General features: G+C 74.4%; 13 protein-coding genes and 1 tRNA gene. 11 read left to right on the plus strand and 3 right to left on the minus strand.

Going from position 1 to position 16,934, the window contains the following annotated elements; genetic code table 11:
• Nucleotides 1–40 precede the first annotated feature (40 nt).
• On the plus strand, nucleotides 41–1,009 hold the full coding sequence (locus ACJTNH_RS17965; RefSeq protein WP_458178117.1) for a 4-(cytidine 5'-diphospho)-2-C-methyl-D-erythritol kinase: 969 nt from the start codon (nucleotides 41–43) through the stop codon (nucleotides 1,007–1,009).
• 24 nt (nucleotides 1,010–1,033) lie between these two features.
• Here the strand turns inward: ACJTNH_RS17965 and ACJTNH_RS17970 are convergent, their stop codons facing one another.
• Nucleotides 1,034–1,678 carry a TetR/AcrR family transcriptional regulator gene (locus ACJTNH_RS17970; protein ID WP_458178119.1) on the minus strand — a complete coding sequence of 215 codons (645 nt, stop codon included), beginning with the start codon at nucleotides 1,676–1,678 and terminating at the stop codon, nucleotides 1,034–1,036.
• A 195-nt stretch (nucleotides 1,679–1,873) separates the two neighbouring features.
• On the opposite strand from ACJTNH_RS17970, the gene ACJTNH_RS17975 reads away from it, so the two are divergent.
• From ACJTNH_RS17975 to pth, 5 genes are all read left to right on the plus strand, one after another.
• A tRNA-Gln gene (locus ACJTNH_RS17975) sits at nucleotides 1,874–1,949 on the plus strand.
• A gap of 52 nt (nucleotides 1,950–2,001) precedes the next feature.
• A complete protein-coding gene (gene glmU, locus ACJTNH_RS17980) occupies nucleotides 2,002–3,525 on the plus strand; it encodes a bifunctional UDP-N-acetylglucosamine diphosphorylase/glucosamine-1-phosphate N-acetyltransferase GlmU (protein ID WP_458178121.1) in 1,524 nt (507 codons plus the stop codon).
• A complete protein-coding gene (locus ACJTNH_RS17985; protein ID WP_458178123.1) occupies nucleotides 3,522–4,502 on the plus strand; it encodes a ribose-phosphate diphosphokinase in 981 nt (326 codons plus the stop codon). Before glmU ends, ACJTNH_RS17985 begins: the two co-directional genes overlap by 4 nt.
• A 466-nt stretch (nucleotides 4,503–4,968) precedes the next feature.
• On the plus strand, nucleotides 4,969–5,664 hold the full coding sequence (locus tag ACJTNH_RS17990; protein WP_458178125.1) for a 50S ribosomal protein L25/general stress protein Ctc: 696 nt from the start codon (nucleotides 4,969–4,971) through the stop codon (nucleotides 5,662–5,664).
• 92 nt (nucleotides 5,665–5,756) lie between these two features.
• Nucleotides 5,757–6,344 carry an aminoacyl-tRNA hydrolase gene (gene pth / locus ACJTNH_RS17995; protein WP_458178127.1) on the plus strand — a complete coding sequence of 196 codons (588 nt, stop codon included), beginning with the start codon at nucleotides 5,757–5,759 and terminating at the stop codon, nucleotides 6,342–6,344.
• A 28-nt stretch (nucleotides 6,345–6,372) separates the two neighbouring features.
• On the opposite strand, the gene ACJTNH_RS18000 is transcribed toward pth, so the two are convergent.
• A complete protein-coding gene (locus ACJTNH_RS18000; protein WP_458178151.1) occupies nucleotides 6,373–7,170 on the minus strand; it encodes a glycoside hydrolase family 16 protein in 798 nt (265 codons plus the stop codon).
• A 345-nt stretch (nucleotides 7,171–7,515) separates the two neighbouring features.
• Between ACJTNH_RS18000 and mfd the strand changes: the two genes are divergently transcribed.
• From mfd to ACJTNH_RS18020, 4 genes are all read left to right on the plus strand, one after another.
• Nucleotides 7,516–11,070, plus strand: a complete 3,555-nt coding sequence (gene mfd, locus ACJTNH_RS18005; RefSeq protein WP_458178129.1) for a transcription-repair coupling factor — start codon at nucleotides 7,516–7,518, stop codon at nucleotides 11,068–11,070.
• A gap of 113 nt (nucleotides 11,071–11,183) precedes the next feature.
• A complete protein-coding gene (locus ACJTNH_RS18010; RefSeq protein ID WP_458178131.1) occupies nucleotides 11,184–12,167 on the plus strand; it encodes a SurA N-terminal domain-containing protein in 984 nt (327 codons plus the stop codon).
• Between the two features lie 4 nt (nucleotides 12,168–12,171).
• Nucleotides 12,172–13,083 carry a MazG family protein gene (locus ACJTNH_RS18015; protein WP_458178133.1) on the plus strand — a complete coding sequence of 304 codons (912 nt, stop codon included), beginning with the start codon at nucleotides 12,172–12,174 and terminating at the stop codon, nucleotides 13,081–13,083.
• 131 nt (nucleotides 13,084–13,214) lie between these two features.
• Entirely contained in the window at nucleotides 13,215–14,483 is a 1,269-nt protein-coding gene (locus tag ACJTNH_RS18020) for a mechanosensitive ion channel family protein (protein ID WP_458178143.1), read from the plus strand.
• Nucleotides 14,484–14,487: 4 nt separating this feature from the next.
• Here ACJTNH_RS18020 and ACJTNH_RS18025 read toward each other — a convergent pair whose 3' ends face one another.
• Nucleotides 14,488–15,456: a hypothetical protein gene (locus ACJTNH_RS18025; RefSeq protein ID WP_458178145.1), complete on the minus strand. Its 969-nt coding sequence runs from the start codon at nucleotides 15,454–15,456 to the stop codon at nucleotides 14,488–14,490.
• 143 nt (nucleotides 15,457–15,599) lie between these two features.
• Between ACJTNH_RS18025 and eno the strand changes: the two genes are divergently transcribed.
• Nucleotides 15,600–16,886 carry a phosphopyruvate hydratase gene (gene eno / locus ACJTNH_RS18030; protein WP_458178147.1) on the plus strand — a complete coding sequence of 429 codons (1,287 nt, stop codon included), beginning with the start codon at nucleotides 15,600–15,602 and terminating at the stop codon, nucleotides 16,884–16,886.
• The last annotated feature ends 48 nt before the right edge of the window (nucleotides 16,887–16,934 follow it).

A 16,934-nucleotide genomic window follows, 5' to 3' on the forward strand; every position in this document is an offset into this window, starting at 1 on the left:
CTCGGGACGACGCCGGCCCGGGTCGTGGCAGGGTGGGCGGATGCACCACGCGACGTCCGGGGGTCCGGGCCGGCTGGCCGGCAACGGCGCCGTCGTGGCCCGGGCACCGGCCAAGGTCAACGTGCACCTGGGTGTCGGCCCGCTGCGTCCGGACGGCTTCCACGAGCTGCAGACGGTGTTCCTCGCCGTGTCGCTGTTCGACACCGTCACCGTGCGCCCGGCCGAGGGCCTGTCGTTGACCGTCCGGGGCGAGGGCTCGGCCGCTGGAGGTGGGCCGGCCAGCGTGCCCGCCGACCGGCGGAACCTGGTCTGGCAGGCCGCCGAGCTGCTGGCCCGGCACGCCGGGGTCACCGCCGACGCGCACCTGGAGATCGACAAGTCGATCCCGGCCGCTGCCGGCCTGGCCGGGGGGAGTGCCGACGCCGCCGCCACCCTGGTCGCCCTGGACGCGCTCTGGGGCACCCGGGCGACCCGCGGCGACCTCTCCCGGCTGGCGGCGCAGCTGGGCAGCGACGTCCCGTTCAGCCTGCTCGGCGGCGTGGCGCTGGGCACCGGCCGGGGTGAACAGCTCTCCCCGGTGCTCGCCCGCCGGCGCTGGGACTGGGTGCTGGGCATCGCGGGGGAGGGGCTGTCGACCCCCACGGTCTACGCCGAGCTCGACGCGCTCCGGGCGGCCGGGAGCCTGCCCGACGGCGCAGACCTGACCTCACCCGAGCCGGTCATCGCGGCGCTCCGCAGCGGCCCCGCCGAGGCGCTCGCGGCCGCGCTGGACAACGACCTGCAGGCGCCGGCCCTGCGGCTGCGCCCCGAGCTGCGCCGGGCGCTGGACGCGGCGACCGGGGCCGGAGCGCCCGCGGCGCTGGTGAGCGGGTCCGGGCCGACGGTGGCCGCGCTGGCCGCCGACGAGGAGGACGCCGTCCGGCTGGCCGCGGAGCTGGCCGGCACCGGGGTCTTCCGGGACGTGCGCGCGGTGCACGGCCCGGTGCACGGCGCCCGCCTGGTGGGCTGAGGAGGGCCGACAGGCGGGCCCGGCTCAGGGGCGGCCGGCGAGGCCCGGCGACGGCTCGAGGTGGGAGAGCCCGTGGTAGGCCAGGTTCACCAGGTGGGCGGCGACCTCGCGCTTGCCCGGTGACCGGGTGTCCAGCCACCACTGCCCGACCAGCGCGACCATGCCGACCAGGGCCTGGCTGTACAGCTCGGCCAGCGCGGGGTCGTAGCCGCGCAGCCGGAACTGGTCGCCCAGGACGTGCTCGACCTTGCTGGCCACCTCGCTGATCAGCGAGGAGAAGCCGCCCTCGGTGCCGGCGACGGGGGAGTCGCGCGCCAGCACCCGGAAGCCGTCGGTCTCCTCCTCGATGTAGTCCAGCAGCACCAGCGCCGCGCGCTCCAGCAGGGCCCGGGGATGGCCGCCGGTCGACAGGGCCGAGGTGAACCGGTCCAGCAGCCGCTGCATCTCCCGGTCCACGACGACGGCGTACAGCCCCTCCTTGCCGCCGAAGTGCTCGTAGACCACCGGCTTGGAGACGTCGGCGCGGGCCGCGATCTCCTCGATCGAGGTGGCCTCGTAACCGCGCTGGGCGAACAGCTCACGGCCGACGTCCAGCAACTGCCGGCGGCGCTGGGCCCCGGTCATCCGCACCCGGGGCCGGGCGGCAGCGGGCTCGGCGGGGGTGCTCATGCGGCCATCGTGCCCCTCCGGTGCCTGCGGGGGCCGCTGGGTGCCCGGGACGTCCGCACCCGGCCGCCCCGGGGCCCCCGGACCGGTGCTGGGTGCCCGGCGGCGTACCCGGCCCTACGCTCTGGGGGTCCGCCGGTCCGCCGGCGGGACGCCGCAGCCGCACCGTCCGGGGGCGCCCCGGGGTGCGGCCGGCGATGGGGGATGGGGTAATCGGCAGCCCGCCGGCCTTTGGAGCCGGGAAGTCTCGGTTCGAGTCCGAGTCCCCCAGCCAGCCCGGCGGGCAGCACCGCGCCGGCCCGCTGCCCGTCGTCCCGAGGAGATCCGTGAGCCAGCAGGACACCCCCACCAGCGTCGGCGCCGTCGTCGTGCTCGCGGCCGGCCAGGGCACCAGGATGCGCTCGCGCACCCCCAAGGTGCTCCACGAGATCGGGGGGCGCAGCCTCCTCGGCCACGTGCTCGCCGCGGCGGAGCCGCTCGGCGCCGCGCAGACCGTGGTCGTCGTCGGCTCCGGCCGGGACGCGGTGGAGCAGCACCTGACCCGGGTCGCGCCCGACGCGCTGCCGGTGGTGCAGGAGCAGCAGAACGGCTCCGGGCACGCGGCGGCCGTGGCGCTCGACGCGCTGACCGAGGTGACCGGTGCGGTGCTCATCGTCAACGGTGACGCACCCCTGCTCCGGGCCGAGACGCTGACCGGGCTGGTGGCCGCGCACCGGCAGGCCGGTGACGTGCTGACCGTCCTCACCGCGGAGGTCGCCGACCCGACCGGGCTCGGCCGGATCGTCCGGGACGCCGGCGGCGGCGTCCTCGCCATCGTCGAGGAGAAGGACGCCGACCCGGCCCAGCGGGCGATCACCGAGGTCAACGCCGGCGTGTACGTGGGTGACGCCGCTGCCGTGCGGGAGGCGCTCACCCGGGTCGGATCGGCCAACCAGCAGGGCGAGCAGTACCTGACCGACGTCCTGGGCCTGCTCGTCGGGGACGGCCGACAGGTCGGCGGACACCGCGCCGACGACGCCGACGACACCCTGGGCTGCAACGACCAGCGCGAGCTCGCCGCCCGCCGCCGCACGATGAACGACCGGGTCCTCGACGACCTGATGCGCGCCGGCGTGGTCGTGGTCGACCCGCTCACCACCTGGGTCGACGTCACCGCCGAGGTCGCCGCCGAGGCGGTGCTGCACCCGGGCACCCAGCTGCTGGGCGCCACCACCGTCGCCGCCGGGGCGGTCGTCGGGCCGGACACCACCCTGGTCGACTGCGAGGTGGGCGAGGGCGCCTCCGTCGTCCGGTCGCACTGCCAGCTCGCGGTCGTCGGACCCGCGGCGACCGTCGGCCCCTTCAGCTACCTCCGGCCCGGCACGCAGCTGGGCCGCGGCGCCAAGGTGGGCGCCTACGTCGAGACCAAGAACGTCCAGGTCGGCGAGGACTCCAAGGTGCCGCACCTGTCCTACGTGGGTGACGCGACCATCGGGCGGGGCAGCAACATCGGCGCCGCCACGGTGTTCGTCAACTACGACGGGGTCGACAAGCACCACACCACCATCGGTGACCACGTGCGGGTCGGCTCCGACACGATGCTCGTGGCGCCGGTCACGGTGGGCGACGGCGCCTACACCGCGGCCGGGTCGGTGATCACCACCGACGTCCCGCCCGGTGCGATGGGCGTCGCCCGGGCACGCCAGCGCAATGTGGCAGGCTGGGTCGGACGACGGCGTCCAGGGACGCCCGCAGCCCAGGCTGCAGCAGCCGCCGGTGGTGCAGCCACCGATCCCGCGACCGACACTGGGAGCGCGGGGTCCACGAGCCGGCCCACGGCCACGGACGACGAACAGCAGGGACGACGATGAGCGCCATCCGGCAGACCACCAACAAGAGCCTGATGCTCTTCTCGGGGCGCGCGTACCCCGAGCTGGCGACCGAGATCGCCGGGCACCTGGGCGTGACCCCCACCCCGACCGCCGCCTACGAGTTCGCCAACGGTGAGCTGTTCGTGCGGTTCGAGGAGTCGGTGCGCGGCTGCGACGCCTTCGTCGTGCAGAGCCACACCGCACCGATCAACACCTGGCTCATGGAACAGCTGATCATGGTCGACGCGCTCAAGCGCGCATCGGCCAAGCGGATCACCGTGGTCGCCCCGTTCTTCCCCTACGCCCGGCAGGACAAGAAGCACCGCGGCCGCGAGCCGATCTCCGCCCGCCTGGTCGCCGACATGTTCAAGACCGCCGGCGCCGACCGGCTGATGACCGTCGACCTGCACACCGCGCAGATCCAGGGCTTCTTCGACGGTCCCGTCGACCACCTGTTCGCGATGGACCTGCTGATCGACGAGGTCGCGCGCAAGTGGGGCGACCGGGACCTCACCGTCGTCTCGCCCGACTCCGGCCGCGTCCGCGTCTCCGAGCGGTGGAGCGACAAGCTCGGCGGCACCCCGCTGGCCTTCATCCACAAGACCCGCGACGTCAGCCGCCCCAACGAGGTCGTCGCCAACCGCGTCGTCGGTGAGGTCGAGGGCCGGGTCTGCATCCTGGTCGACGACATGATCGACACCGGCGGCACCATCTCCAAGGCGGCCGAGACCCTGTTCTCCGCCGGTGCGGCCGACGTGATCATCGCCGCGACGCACGGGGTGCTCTCCGGCCCCGCCGTCGACCGGCTCAAGAACAGCCGGGTCAGCGAGGTCATCGTCACCAACACGCTGCCCATCGAGCCGGCCCGCCAGTTCGACAAGCTGACCGTCCTCTCGATCGCCCCGCTCCTGGGCCGGGCGATCAAGGAGGTCTTCGAGGACGGCAGCGTGACCAGCCTGTTCGGCGGGGCGAGTTAGTCCGCGATCCTCCGGATCGCACCGCGGCCAGGAGCCGTTCCCGGCCTGAGCTGAGCTGTTCCCCGCGCCGCCGTCAGGAGCCTCCGGCCCCGTGACGGCGGTGCGGACGGGCCCGGCTGCGGTGCTGGGCGGGAGCCTCCGGCCCCGCGCCCAGCACCGCAGACGCCCCTGCGGGGCGGGGGCCCGGGGTCCCTCCGCTGGTGGCGTCTTCGGGCGCGTGGTCGGCGGGACCGAGGTCTACTCCGCTGGTGGCGCCTGGTCTTCTCCGCTGGTGGGGCCCGGTCGCTCCATGGGTGGGGCGCCCTGTCGTCCGCTTCTCCACCGGCCTGCGTGTAGCCTCTACCGAGTTGCCCGGCGAGGGAGCGGTTCTCCGACTCCGTGATCGACGTGCGTGTGCCTCCAGGGGTGTGCCGCGCTCGTGCGCTGAGCACACAGACCCGATCCACCTGTTGAGGAGCACACCACCGTGGCCGACTTCCGCCTCGTCGCCGAGCCCCGCACCGAGTTCGGCAAGGGCAGCGCCCGCCGCACCCGCCGGGCCGGGCGCGTCCCCGCTGTCATGTACGGACACGGCCAGGACGTCGTCCACCTGTCCGTGCCGGCCCTCGAGTTCGCCGCGGTGCTGCGCAACGGCGGCACCAACGCGCTGATCACGATCACGCTGGACGGCAAGGACCAGCTGGTGCTGATCAAGGCCGTGCAGCGCGACCCGCTGACCCGGGTGCACGAGCACGTCGACCTGGTGGTCGTCCGTCGCGGCGAGAAGGTCACCGTCGACGTCCCCGTGGTCATCGTCGGCGACCCGGCGCCGGACACGATCAGCAACCACCAGCTGAACACCGTCTCCCTCGAGGCCGACGCCACGAACCTGCCCGAGTCGATCGAGGTCGACATCACCGGCCGTACCGCCGGCAACGGCGTCACCGCCGGCGAGCTGCCGCTCCCGGCCGGGGCCACCCTGATCACCGACCCGGAGGCGCTGGTCATCGGCTTCCTGGGCGCCCCGACCGCCGCCGAGCTCGAGGCCGAGCTGGAGGAGGCCGAGGCCGAGGCCGGCATCGAGCGCGACGAGTCCGACTCCGACGGCGACGTCGTCCCCGAGCCGCAGGACCAGGGCAGCGGCGAGTCGATGGACTCCGCCGAGAAGTCCAACGACGCCTGATCCCGGCGTCGACACTGAACGAGAGCACGACCCGCAGGGGCGCCGGCACCGCCGGCGCCCCTGCGGCGTCTCCTGACGCTGCCCCGCTGCCGGTGTCCGAGGGGCCGTTCCTGGTCGTCGGGCTGGGCAACCCGGGCCCCGGCTACGCCGGCAACCGGCACAACGTCGGCGCCATGGTGCTGGCCGAACTCGCCCGGCGGGCCGGGGTGAAGCTGTCGACCGGCAAGGGCCCCCGGGCCCGGGCGCTGTCCGGGGAGGGCCGGCTCGCCGGCCGCCGCGTGGTGCTCGCGCAGCCGCTCACCTACATGAACGAGTCCGGCGGTCCGGTGCGCGGGCTGCTCGACTACCACCACCTGCCGGCCACCGACCTGGTCGTGGTGCACGACGAGCTGGACATCCCCTTCGAGGCGGTGCGGCTCAAGCGCGGCGGGGGAGAGGGCGGCCACAACGGCCTGCGGTCGATCTCCCGGTCCACCGGCACCAAGGACTACCTGCGGGTGCGGGCCGGGATCGGTCGTCCGCCCGGTCGCCAGGACCCGGCCGACTTCGTCCTGAAGGACTTCTCGGCCACCGAGCGGAAGACCCTCGACCTGTTCCTCGCCGAGGCAGCCGACGCCACCGAGCTGCTCCTGGAGCGTGGCCTGGAAGCCGCGCAGAACGTCGTGCACCTGCGCAGTTGAGTCGCCTTCCGTGGTGGTTGCGGACGAGTCAGCCCACAGCGCCCGGGCCGGTGTAGGCCCACGCTCGGACGTAGTCGATCTGGACGTTCCCCGACGTCCACGGGGCCGGATCATCGGCTTCCGTCTGCATGGACCAGTACATCGGGACGTTGGGGATCGCTCCGATGTCAGTCGTGCGGTAGGAGACGCCGTCGAGGATCCAGGTCAGTGAGTCCGGGCGCCACTCGATCACAGCCGTGTGCCAGCTGTGCACGTCTTGGTCGGTGGTGATCTGGAAGCCGGGAAATCCCTCTCGGCGCCCGGTGTAGTGCGAGAACCCCTCGATCACGTCACCGGCACCGAGCCCAGCCTCCGGGAAGTCGATCTCCCCCTTGGACCAGTCGTCGTCCGCGGGCCACAGCAACCAGGCGATCTTGTAGGACGGCATCTCGTCCGCTCGGAAACGGACCTCGTACCGGCCGTAGGTCTGCACGTGTGGCACGGGCGTGATGGAGACGACAAGAGCCTCGCCGTCCTCGGTGTGCAGGTGCTCGTTCAGGATGCCGTCGCTGACCGTGACGACCCGGCTGCTGTCGTACAGTCCGGGTCCCTCGGTGTCGTACCACCCGTCGTACGAGGCCCAGCCCGGGTAGACGTCGGCGAACTCACCCAGGGCCGCCGGCTCGTCGAAGTCCTGGTCGATCAGGGGCGTCCACTCGGGAACGGGTGCGGGTCGCGTCGATGGTGAGGGGGTCGGCGTCATCGCTCCGGGCAGCGGAGTGCTCGGTCCCGCGCTCTCGCCGGTGGGTTCCGCCCCTCGGCCGGTCGGCACGCCGACCGAGAGCATCACCCCGACCAGGCTCAGTGCCACCCACGGGAGCGCACGGAGCACAGCCGAGGACGACCTGCGACGGGGGGACGCGGTCGAGCGGTGCTGCCCTGTGTGCAGGGTTCTCCCGGTCATCCAGCTCATCGTCGTACGAGCCGTCGTGCTGGATGCCACTCAGCGTGATGCAGTCACCCCAACGAGTCGGCGGATCACCCAACCGGGGAGCTGTCCCTGCTCTCGAGGCGCAGGGCGGCCCGGCTTTGCGACGAGCGGGATCGGTCTAATCTGGGAAACCGGCCCCCGCGCGCATCCGGCGTGCACTCCGCTCGCTGGCGGACCAGGTGCGGCCACCAGGAACCAGGAGTGACCTCCGTGAGCTTGCGCGGCGTGCTCGACGTCGTCTTGACCGACGCCGGCGTGGCCTCGGTGGTGCAGCGGGCGGGCACCGCCGAGCTGGCGGTCACCGCGCCGCCGTCGGTCCAGCCGCTGGTCGCTGCGGCGCTCGCGGCGTCCGCCCCGGGTGCCGGGGTGCCGGTGCTGGTGGTGACGGCGGGGGAGCGGGACGCCGACGCGCTGGCCGCGGTGCTGCGCTGCTTCGTCCCCGACAAGCGGGTGGAGGTCTTCCCCGCCTGGGAGACGTTGCCGCACGAACGGCTCAGCCCGCGCGCGGACACCGTCGGCCGCCGGCTGGCCGTGCTGCGCGACCTGACCCACCCCGGTGAGAACGGCGCGGTCGACGTGCTGGTCGCCCCGGTGCGCAGTGTGCTGCAGCCGCTGGCTCCCGGTCTCGGCGACCTGGTGCCGGTCGAGCTGGCGCCAGGGCAGAGCGCCGAGCTGGACGACGTGGCCAAGGCGCTGTCCGACGCCGCGTACACCCGGGTCGAGCTGGTCGAGAAGCGCGGGGAGTTCGCCGTCCGCGGTGGCCTGCTCGACGTCTTCCCGCCGACCGAGCCGCACCCGGTACGGGTCGAGTTCTGGGGCGACGAGGTCGACGAGCTGCGGTACTTCTCCGCGGCCGACCAGCGCTCGCTCGACGAGCGGCCCGACCGGCTCTGGGCGCCGCCGTGCCGGGAGCTGCTGCTCACCGACGACGTCCGGGCCCGGGCCGCGCAGCTCGCGGTCGACCACCCGGAGCTGGCCGAGGTGGCCGGCAAGCTCGCCGAGGGCATCGCCGTGGAGGGCATGGAGTCGCTGATCCCTGCGCTCATCGGCGGGCACCAGATGCAGCTGCTGACCGACCTGGTCGCCTCGGGCACGCACGTGCTGGTCTGCGACCCCGAGCGGGTGCGCAGCCGCGCCGCGGACCTGGTGCGCACGGCGGAGGAGTTCCTCGCCGCCTCCTGGCAGACCGCCGCCGAGGCTGGCCAGGCGCCGATCGATCTCGGGGCGTCGTCCTTTCGCGACCTGGCCGACGTCGAGGCTGCTGCCCGCGCCCGCGGCCTCCCCTGGTGGACGACGGGGGCGTTCACCCTCGCCGTGGAGGACGACGACGAGCACGTCGCGCTGGACGCGGTCGGCGTCGAACGGTTCCACGGCGACCAGCAGCAGGCGTTCGACCAGTTCCGGGCGTGGGGCCGCGAGGGGTGGCGCACGGTGCTCACGTTCGCCGGCCCCGGTCCCGCACAGCGCGCCGCCGACCAGCTCACCGAGGCCGACCTCGGCGCCCGCCTGGTGCCCGGCATCGAGTCCGCCCCGGAGACAGGGGCCCCGCTGGTCACCCAGGGCAACCTGGACGCCGGCTTCGCCTTCCCCGGGGTCGGCATCGCGCTGGTCACCGAACACGACCTCACCGGCCAGCGCGGCACCAGCATGCGCGACGCGCAGAAGATGCCCGCCCGCCGGCGCAACGCCGTCGACCTGGTGCAGCTGCAGCCCGGCGACCTCGTCGTACACGAGCAGCACGGCATCGGCCGGTACGTGGAGATGGTCAGCCGCACCGTGCACGGTGGGCAGCGCGACTACCTGATCGTCGAGTACGCGCCGGGCAAGCGGAACCAGCCGCCGGACCGGTTGTTCGTGCCCACCGACTCCCTCGACCAGCTCACCCGCTACGTCGGCGGCGAGGCACCGGCGCTGTCCAAGCTGGGCGGCGCCGACTGGACCAAGACCAAGAACCAGGCGCGCAAGGCGGTCAAGCAGATCGCCGCCGAGCTGATCCGTCTCTACTCGGCGCGGATGGCCACCAAGGGCCACGCCTTCGGCCCGGACACCGTCTGGCAGCGAGAGCTCGAGGACGCCTTCCCGTTCCAGGAGACCCCCGACCAGCTCGCCGCGATCGACGAGGTCAAGGCGGACATGATGAACCCGGTCCCGATGGACCGGATCATCTGCGGCGACGTCGGCTACGGCAAGACCGAGATCGCGGTGCGCGCGGCGTTCAAGGCGGTGCAGGACGGCAAGCAGGTCGCCGTCCTGGTGCCGACGACGCTGCTGGCCAACCAGCACTACAAGACCTTCGCCGAGCGGTTCGCCCAGTTCCCGGTGACGGTCGCGGTGCTGTCCCGGTTCCAGTCGACGGCGGAGTCCAACGAGACGCTGCGCAAGCTGGCCGACGGCGAGATCGACGTCCTGGTCGGCACCCACCGGCTGCTGCAGCCGACCACCCGGTTCAAGGAGCTGGGGCTGGTCATCGTCGACGAGGAGCAGCGCTTCGGCGTCGAGCACAAGGAGTACCTGAAGACGATGCGGACGGCGGTCGACGTGCTGTCGATGTCCGCGACGCCGATCCCGCGCACCCTGGAGATGTCGCTGACCGGCATCCGGGAGATGTCGACGATCCTCACCCCGCCCGAGGAGCGGCACCCGGTGCTCACCTACGTCGGTGCGTGGGACGACAAGCAGATGGCCGCGGCGATCCGCCGCGAGCTGCTCCGCGACGGCCAGGTGTTCGTGATCCACAACCGGGTGCAGTCGATCGACAAGGCCGCGGCGAAGATCCGCGCCCTGGTGCCCGAGGCCCGGGTGGCGGTCGGCCACGGGCAGATGAAGGAGCACGAGCTCGAGAAGATCATGGTCGGCTTCTGGGAGAAGGAGTACGACGTCCTGATCGCGACCACGATCGTCGAGTCCGGGCTGGACATCCCCAACGCCAACACCCTGATCGTCGACCGGGCCGACACCTTCGGCCTCTCCCAGCTGCACCAGATCCGCGGCCGGGTCGGCCGTGGCCGGGAACGGGCCTACGCCTACTTCACCTACGACCCCTCGCGGCCGCTGACCGAGACCTCGGTCGACCGGCTGACCACCATCGCGCACAACACCGACCTCGGCGCGGGCATGGCGGTGGCGATGAAGGACCTGGAGATCCGCGGCTCGGGCAACCTGCTGGGCGGCGAGCAGTCCGGGCACATCGCCGGGGTCGGCTTCGACCTCTACGTCCGGCTGGTCGGCGAGGCGGTCAGCGACTACCGCGCCCAGGCGACCGGTGAGTCGCCGGCCGTGGAGCCGGCCGAGGTCCGGGTCGACCTGCCGGTCGACGCGCACCTGCCGCACGACTACGTCCCCGGCGAGCGGTTGCGGATGGAGGCCTACCGGAAGGTCGCGAGCGTGCAGGACGACGACCAGGCCCAGGCCGTGCTCGACGAGCTCACCGACCGCTACGGCGCCGCGCCGGCCCCGGTGCTCAACCTGCTGGCCGTCGCCCGCTTCCGGGCGGCGATGCGGGCGCTGGGCGTCACCGAGGTGTCGATGCAGGGCCGCAACGTCCGGGTCGGCCCGGTCGAGCTGCGGGAGAGCCAGGTGATGAAGCTGTCCCGGCTCGCCGAGGGCGCCACCTACAAGGAGGCGGTCCGCACCGTGTCGATCAAGGTGCCGGTCGGGCCGGACCGGCGCACCCCGCTGCGCGACGTCGCGCTGCTGGAGAAGCTGCACGCGCTGCTGTCCGCCGTGCTCGCGCAGCCGGTAGCCGTCGCCTCCTGAGGGCCGGGGAGTCGCCTCCTGAGGGCCGGGGGAGTCGCCTCCTGAGGGCCGGGGAGTCGCCTCCCGAGGGCCGAGGGGCGACGCAGGTCACACCGTTGTGGCACGCTGCCGCGGTGTCGCGCCGCAGAGTGCTCGCCGTCCTGCTCGTCGGTGTCGCCGGGCTGGGCGGCCTGGCCGGCTGCCGCACGGCGCCGTCCGTGGCCGCCTACGTGGGCGAGACCCAGGTGAGCGTCGCGGAGCTGGACGACGCGGTCGCCAGCCGGCTCGCCGACCCCGACATCGCCGCCTTCGTCGGGGAGGACGAGGCGGCGTTCACCCGGCAGGTCCTCTCCCTGCAGGTGACCGAGGCGGTGCACGCCGCCGCTGCCCGGCGCAACGGCGTGCAGGTGACCGACGCCGACGTGCGGGACCGGATCGCGCAGCTGCTGGACGGCAGCGACCCGACCGCGGTGTTCACGCAGGTCGCCCAGCAGCAGGGCGCCAGCGAGGCCGACGTGGTGGAGAACGTGCGCCAGCAGCTGATCCGGCAGCGTCTCGCGGCGGCGGCCGGGGAGGCCGACCTGTCGGAGGAGGGCCTGCGGGCACGCTACGAGCAGGTGCGGGAGGGCCTGGGCCAGGTCGAGCTCGGCCTGGTGACGGTGCCCGACCAGGCCGCCGCCGACGCGGCGCTGGCCCAGCTCACCGCCGACCCGGCCGCCTACCCCGCGGTCGCCGCGCAGTACGCGGGGCCGAACACGCTGCCGCAGGTCGAGCCCCGGTCACCGGCCGACCTGCCCGAGCTGCTCGCCGCCGAGATCGCCGGCACCGCTCCCGGCCAGGGCTTCACCCTGGCGGTGCCCCAGGCCGGCGGGGTGGTGGTCGGGTTCGTGCGCGCGGTGGTCCAGCCGACGTTCGACGAGGTGCGCGACCAGCTGGCGGAACAGGCCCTGGCCGAGGCCGACGCGGTGGGCCTGCAGCTGGTGGCCGCCGTCCGGGACGACCTGGACGTGGTGGTGAACCCGCGCTACGGCGAGCTGACCGAGGGGCGGGTCGTGCCCGCGGACGGCGGGGTCGTGCAGCTGCTGGCCGACGCCGGCGGCGCGTCTGCCGGAGACTGAGCGGGTGCCCGTCGCGCTCGTCGTCACCGTCAGCCCCCGCCTGCCCGGTCTGCTCGCCCCGGCCGGCTGGCGTGCGGTCACCGCCGCGCCCGCCGTCTGCGCCGTTCCGGGGGCCGCGGCCACCGCGGCTGCGCTGCGGGCGGAGGGCGTGGCGGTGACCGACGTCCCCGACCCCGGGGCGGTGACCGCGCCGGGCGCCGTCCTGCTGGCCACCCCCGAGGAGGCGGCCGGCTGGCCGGAGCTGCCCCGGGTCGCCGGCGCCCCCGAGCCGCCCGGTGCCCGGCTGCTGGACGTCGTCACCGTGATGGACCGGCTGCGCTCGCCCGGTGGCTGCCCCTGGGACGCCGAGCAGACCCACGCCTCGCTGCGCGGGTACCTGCTGGAGGAGGCACACGAGGCCTACGACGCGATCGTCGACGAGGACCCGGTGGCGATGCGCGAGGAGCTGGGCGACGTGCTGCTGCAGGTCGCCTTCCACGCGCGGGTCGCCGCCGAGGGGCAGCCGGGCTTCGACGTCGACGACGTCGCCGGTGACCTGGTCGAGAAGCTCGTGCGCCGGCACCCGCACGTCTTCGCCGACGCCGGCCCCCGCGACGTCGCGGCGGTGGAGCGCGGCTGGGACGAGGTCAAGAGGACCGAGAAGCAACGGCGCTCGCCGACCGAGGGGGTGTCCCGGTCGCAGCCGGCGACGTCCTGGGCCGCCGCGCTCGCCGGACGCGCCGAGCGGGCCGGGCTGCCCACCCCACCGGCCGGCGAGCTCGCCGCCCGGGACGCCGACGAGCTCGGGCAGCTGCTGCTCGGTCTGGTCGTCGCCGCCCGCCGCCGGGGCTGGGACGCCGAGGACGCGCTGCGCACCGCCGTCCGCCGGTACGCCGACGAACTGGACGCCGCCGCGCACGCCCGCACCGGCGGCTGACCCGCCCGGGGCTGTGGGTCATCGCACGGCCGATCGGCCTGCCCGGCACGGCACCGGCCCCTAGCGTGGTCGGGGACCGGCCGAGGAGGTGCCCGGTCGTCCACCGTCCCCGCTGGGAGGAGCTGCCCCGCGTGCCTGCGCACCCTGACGTGCTGTCCGCCGCCGACGACGTGGTCTCCGGGGTGCTGCCCGACAGCACCTGGGCGCTGCTGCTGGTGGTCGCCGGCGCCGCGCTGGTGGCCTGGCTGGTCGCCGTCGCGATCGGCCTGGTCGTCTCCCGCTTCGCCGGCCGCTCCGCCGCCGTCGCCGACCTGTCCCGGCGCGGCCGCCGACCGCTCCGGCTGTTCCTGGTGCTGCTGGCGGTCACCGTGGTGCTGGACGCCGCCCCCGGCGTGGGGGAGTGGCGGGAGGTCGTCGTCCGGGTGCTCGGGCTGCTGCTGATCGCCGCCGTGGCCTGGTTGGTCGCCGTCGCCGCCTTCGTCGTCGAGGACCTCGCGCTGGCCCGCTACGACGTCGACGTGGCCGACAACCGGCACGCCCGCCGGGTGCGCACCCAGGTCTCGCTGATCCGCCGGCTGACCGTGGCGGTGATCGCCGTGCTGGCGATCGCCGGGATGCTGCTGACCTTCCCCTCCGCCCGCGCGGCCGGCACGAGCATCCTGGCCAGCGCCGGCGTGCTGTCCGTGGTGGCCGGCCTGGCCGCCCAGACCTCGCTGGCCAACGTCTTCGCCGGCCTGCAGCTGGCGTTCACCGACGCGATCCGGGTCGACGACGTGGTGGTCATCGAGGACGAGTGGGGCCGGATCGAGGAGATCACCCTCACCTACGTCGTCGTGCACGTCTGGGACGACCGGCGGCTGGTGCTGCCCTCCACCTACTTCACCACCACGCCGTTCCAGAACTGGACCCGCAAGGAGTCCGCCGTCCTCGGCTCGGTGGAGATGGACGTCGACTGGACCGTGCCCTTCGACGAGATGCGCGGCGAGCTCGACCGGCTGCTGGACGGCAACGACCTGTGGGACCGGCGGGTCAAGGTCCTGCAGGTGACCGACGCGGTCGGCGCGCTCGTCCGGGTCCGCGTGCTGGTCAGCGCCAAGGACGGGCCGACGCTGTTCGACCTGCGCTGCCACGTCCGGGAGGGGCTGGTGGTCTGGCTGCAGCGCACCCACCCCACCGGGCTGCCGAAGGTGCGCAACGAGGGCACCGCCGGGCCCGACGTCGTCGCGCCGCGCCGTCGGTCGGGCGCCGTGGACGGCGACGCCCGACCGGCCGGGCCGCAGGCCGGGCTGTTCACCGGCAGCGAGGAGGCCCGCGAGCGGTCCCGGGCCTTCACCGGGCCCAGCGAGGAGGAGCTGGCCGCCCGCGCCCGCAGCGACGCGGAGGCCGAGCAGACCGCCTGACGCGTCAGGCGGACCGGGTGGCCCGCGGGTCCGACCCCAGCCACTGCGGCACCCAGAACAGCACCGCGGCGGCCAGTGCGGTGGCCACCACGAAGCCGCGCGGCCCGCTGCCGTCGACGTAGGCCCACAGCAGCCCGAGCACGGGTGCCAGGAACGGCAGCACGCCGTCGGCGCGGGCCTGCCGCCCCAGCCCCACCTCGACGGCCTCCGGGTCGACCGGCGCCTGCTGCACCTCCCCGCGCGGCTCCCGGCTGCGCAGCCGCCCGGAGGGCCACACCTCGGTGCCGCCGACGACGGGCAGCACCAGCCGGGCGCGGGCGGGGTCGCCGTGCACGGTCACCGGAGTGCCCGGCGCCAGGCGGTCCAGCTCGGGCGCCCAGTGCACCGGCAGCCACCGCCGGCCGGCCGAGGTGTCCAGCTCCAGGCAGCTGCGCACCAGCAGGCCCTGCCGGACGACGACGTGGGTGGCGGGCACCGTCGTCACCGGGCGGGTGCGCAGCCGCGGACGGCCGAGCAGCCGGAGGAGGGTCAGCGTGCCGACCACCAGCAGCACCAGCGCGACGGCGAACAGCCCGAAGACGACGTCGCCGATCGCGGCGTGCGCGGCGTCCCCGTCGGTGAACACCGGCACGGTGCCGCCGGCCGGCCGGTCGGGGTCGTAGCGCACCGTGAGCTCGGCGCCCACCGGCACGTCGAGCGGCTGGTCCAGCTCGATCCGGCCCGCGCGCTCGGTGCCCGCGGCGTCGGTGAACCCCACGTCCAGGCCGCGACCGTCCGGGGCGGTGCCCGCGGCGGTGACCGTGGCGGTCGTCGTCTCCCGGGCCGCGGCCAGGGGCGCCTGCAGGTCGGGCAGCCGCAGGGCCAGGGTGCCGAGCAGGACCAGACCCACCAGCAGGACCGGGACGAGACCGAGCAGCAGCTGGCCGACGGCGCGGCGGTGCCGGCGCGGGGCCGGGGTGGGCGGGTGCGTCATCACCGGTCATCGTCCCAGGCGCGCTCCGGTCGCCCGTCGTGCCAGGCGGGCGCTGGCCGAGCCCCGTCCCGGGCACCGTCCGGTCGCCGGGTGTTCGGCGCGGGGGTGCCACCGCGTCGGACGAGCTGGCTAGGCTGCAGCCCGTGGCCAGCATCGACGCAGTAGGCGCGCGGGAGATCCTCGACTCGCGCGGAAACCCCACCGTGGAGGTCGAGGTCGCCCTCGACGACGGGACGATCACCCGGGCCGCCGTGCCCAGCGGCGCCTCCACCGGCGCCTTCGAGGCGGTGGAGCTCCGGGACGGCGGCAGCCGCTACGGCGGCAAGGGCGTGACCCAGGCCGTCGACGGCGTCCTGGACGTGATCGGCCCTGAGCTCGTGGGGTACGACGCCGCCGAGCAGCGCCTGGTCGACCAGCGGCTGATCGACCTGGACGGCACGCCGGACAAGTCCCGCCTGGGCGCGAACGCCGTCCTCGGCGTCTCCCTGGCGGTGGCCAAGGCCGCCGCGGAGTCCGCCGGCCTGCCGCTGTTCCGCTACGTCGGCGGCCCCTCGGCGCACCTGCTGCCGGTGCCGATGATGAACATCCTCAACGGTGGCGCCCACGCCGACAGCAACGTCGACGTCCAGGAGTTCATGATCGCGCCGATCGGCGCGGCCTCCTTCGCCGAGGCGCTCCAGGTCGGCACGGAGACCTACCACGCGCTCAAGTCGGTGCTGAAGAAGCGCGGCCTGGCCACCGGGCTGGGCGACGAGGGCGGGTTCGCCCCGTCGCTGCCCAGCAACCGGGACGCCCTGGACCTGATCGTCGAGGCCGTGCAGGCCGCCGGTTACACCGTCGGCACCGACATCGCCTTCGCCCTGGACGTCGCCGCCACCGAGTTCCACAGCGACGCCGGCTACGCGTTCGAGGGCAAGACCCTCAGCTCCGCGGACCTGGTCGAGTACTACGCCGGCCTGGTCGAGGCCTACCCGATCGTCTCCATCGAGGACCCGCTGTCCGAGGAGGACTGGGACGGCTGGGTGTCGATGACGCAGCAGCTGGGTGACCGCGTGCAGATCGTCGGCGACGACCTGTTCGTCACCAACCCGGCCCGGCTCGCCGACGGCATCGCCCGCGGCGCGGCCAACGCCCTGCTGGTCAAGGTCAACCAGATCGGCACGCTGACCGAGACCCTCGACGCGGTCAACCTGGCGCACCGCAACGGCTACCGGTCGATGATGAGCCACCGCTCCGGCGAGACCGAGGACACCACGATCGCCGACCTCGCCGTCGCCACCGACTGCGGGCAGATCAAGACCGGCGCCCCGGCCCGCAGCGAGCGCGTGGCCAAGTACAACCAGCTGCTCCGGATCGAGGAGGAGCTGGACGACGCCGCGCGGTACGCCGGCGCCGCCGCCTTCCCGCGGCTGGCCGCCCGCCAGGGCTGACCCACCGCAGCGAACGGGCCCGCCCGGCCGTGACCACGGCCGGGCGGG

Source organism: Modestobacter lacusdianchii, from assembly GCF_054177765.1.

Excerpts from the sequence above, each read along its gene's own strand:
- ACJTNH_RS17965 (WP_458178117.1), top strand. The coding sequence starts at position 41 with ATGCACCACGCGACGTCCGGGGGTCCGGGCCGGCTGGCCGGCAACGGC.
- ACJTNH_RS18000 (WP_458178151.1), bottom strand. The coding sequence starts at position 7,170 with ATGCTCTCGGTCGGCGTGCCGACCGGCCGAGGGGCGGAACCCACCGGC.
- ACJTNH_RS17970 (WP_458178119.1), bottom strand. The coding sequence starts at position 1,678 with ATGAGCACCCCCGCCGAGCCCGCTGCCGCCCGGCCCCGGGTGCGGATG.
- ACJTNH_RS17985 (WP_458178123.1), top strand. The coding sequence starts at position 3,522 with ATGAGCGCCATCCGGCAGACCACCAACAAGAGCCTGATGCTCTTCTCG.
- ACJTNH_RS18025 (WP_458178145.1), bottom strand. The coding sequence starts at position 15,456 with ATGACGCACCCGCCCACCCCGGCCCCGCGCCGGCACCGCCGCGCCGTC.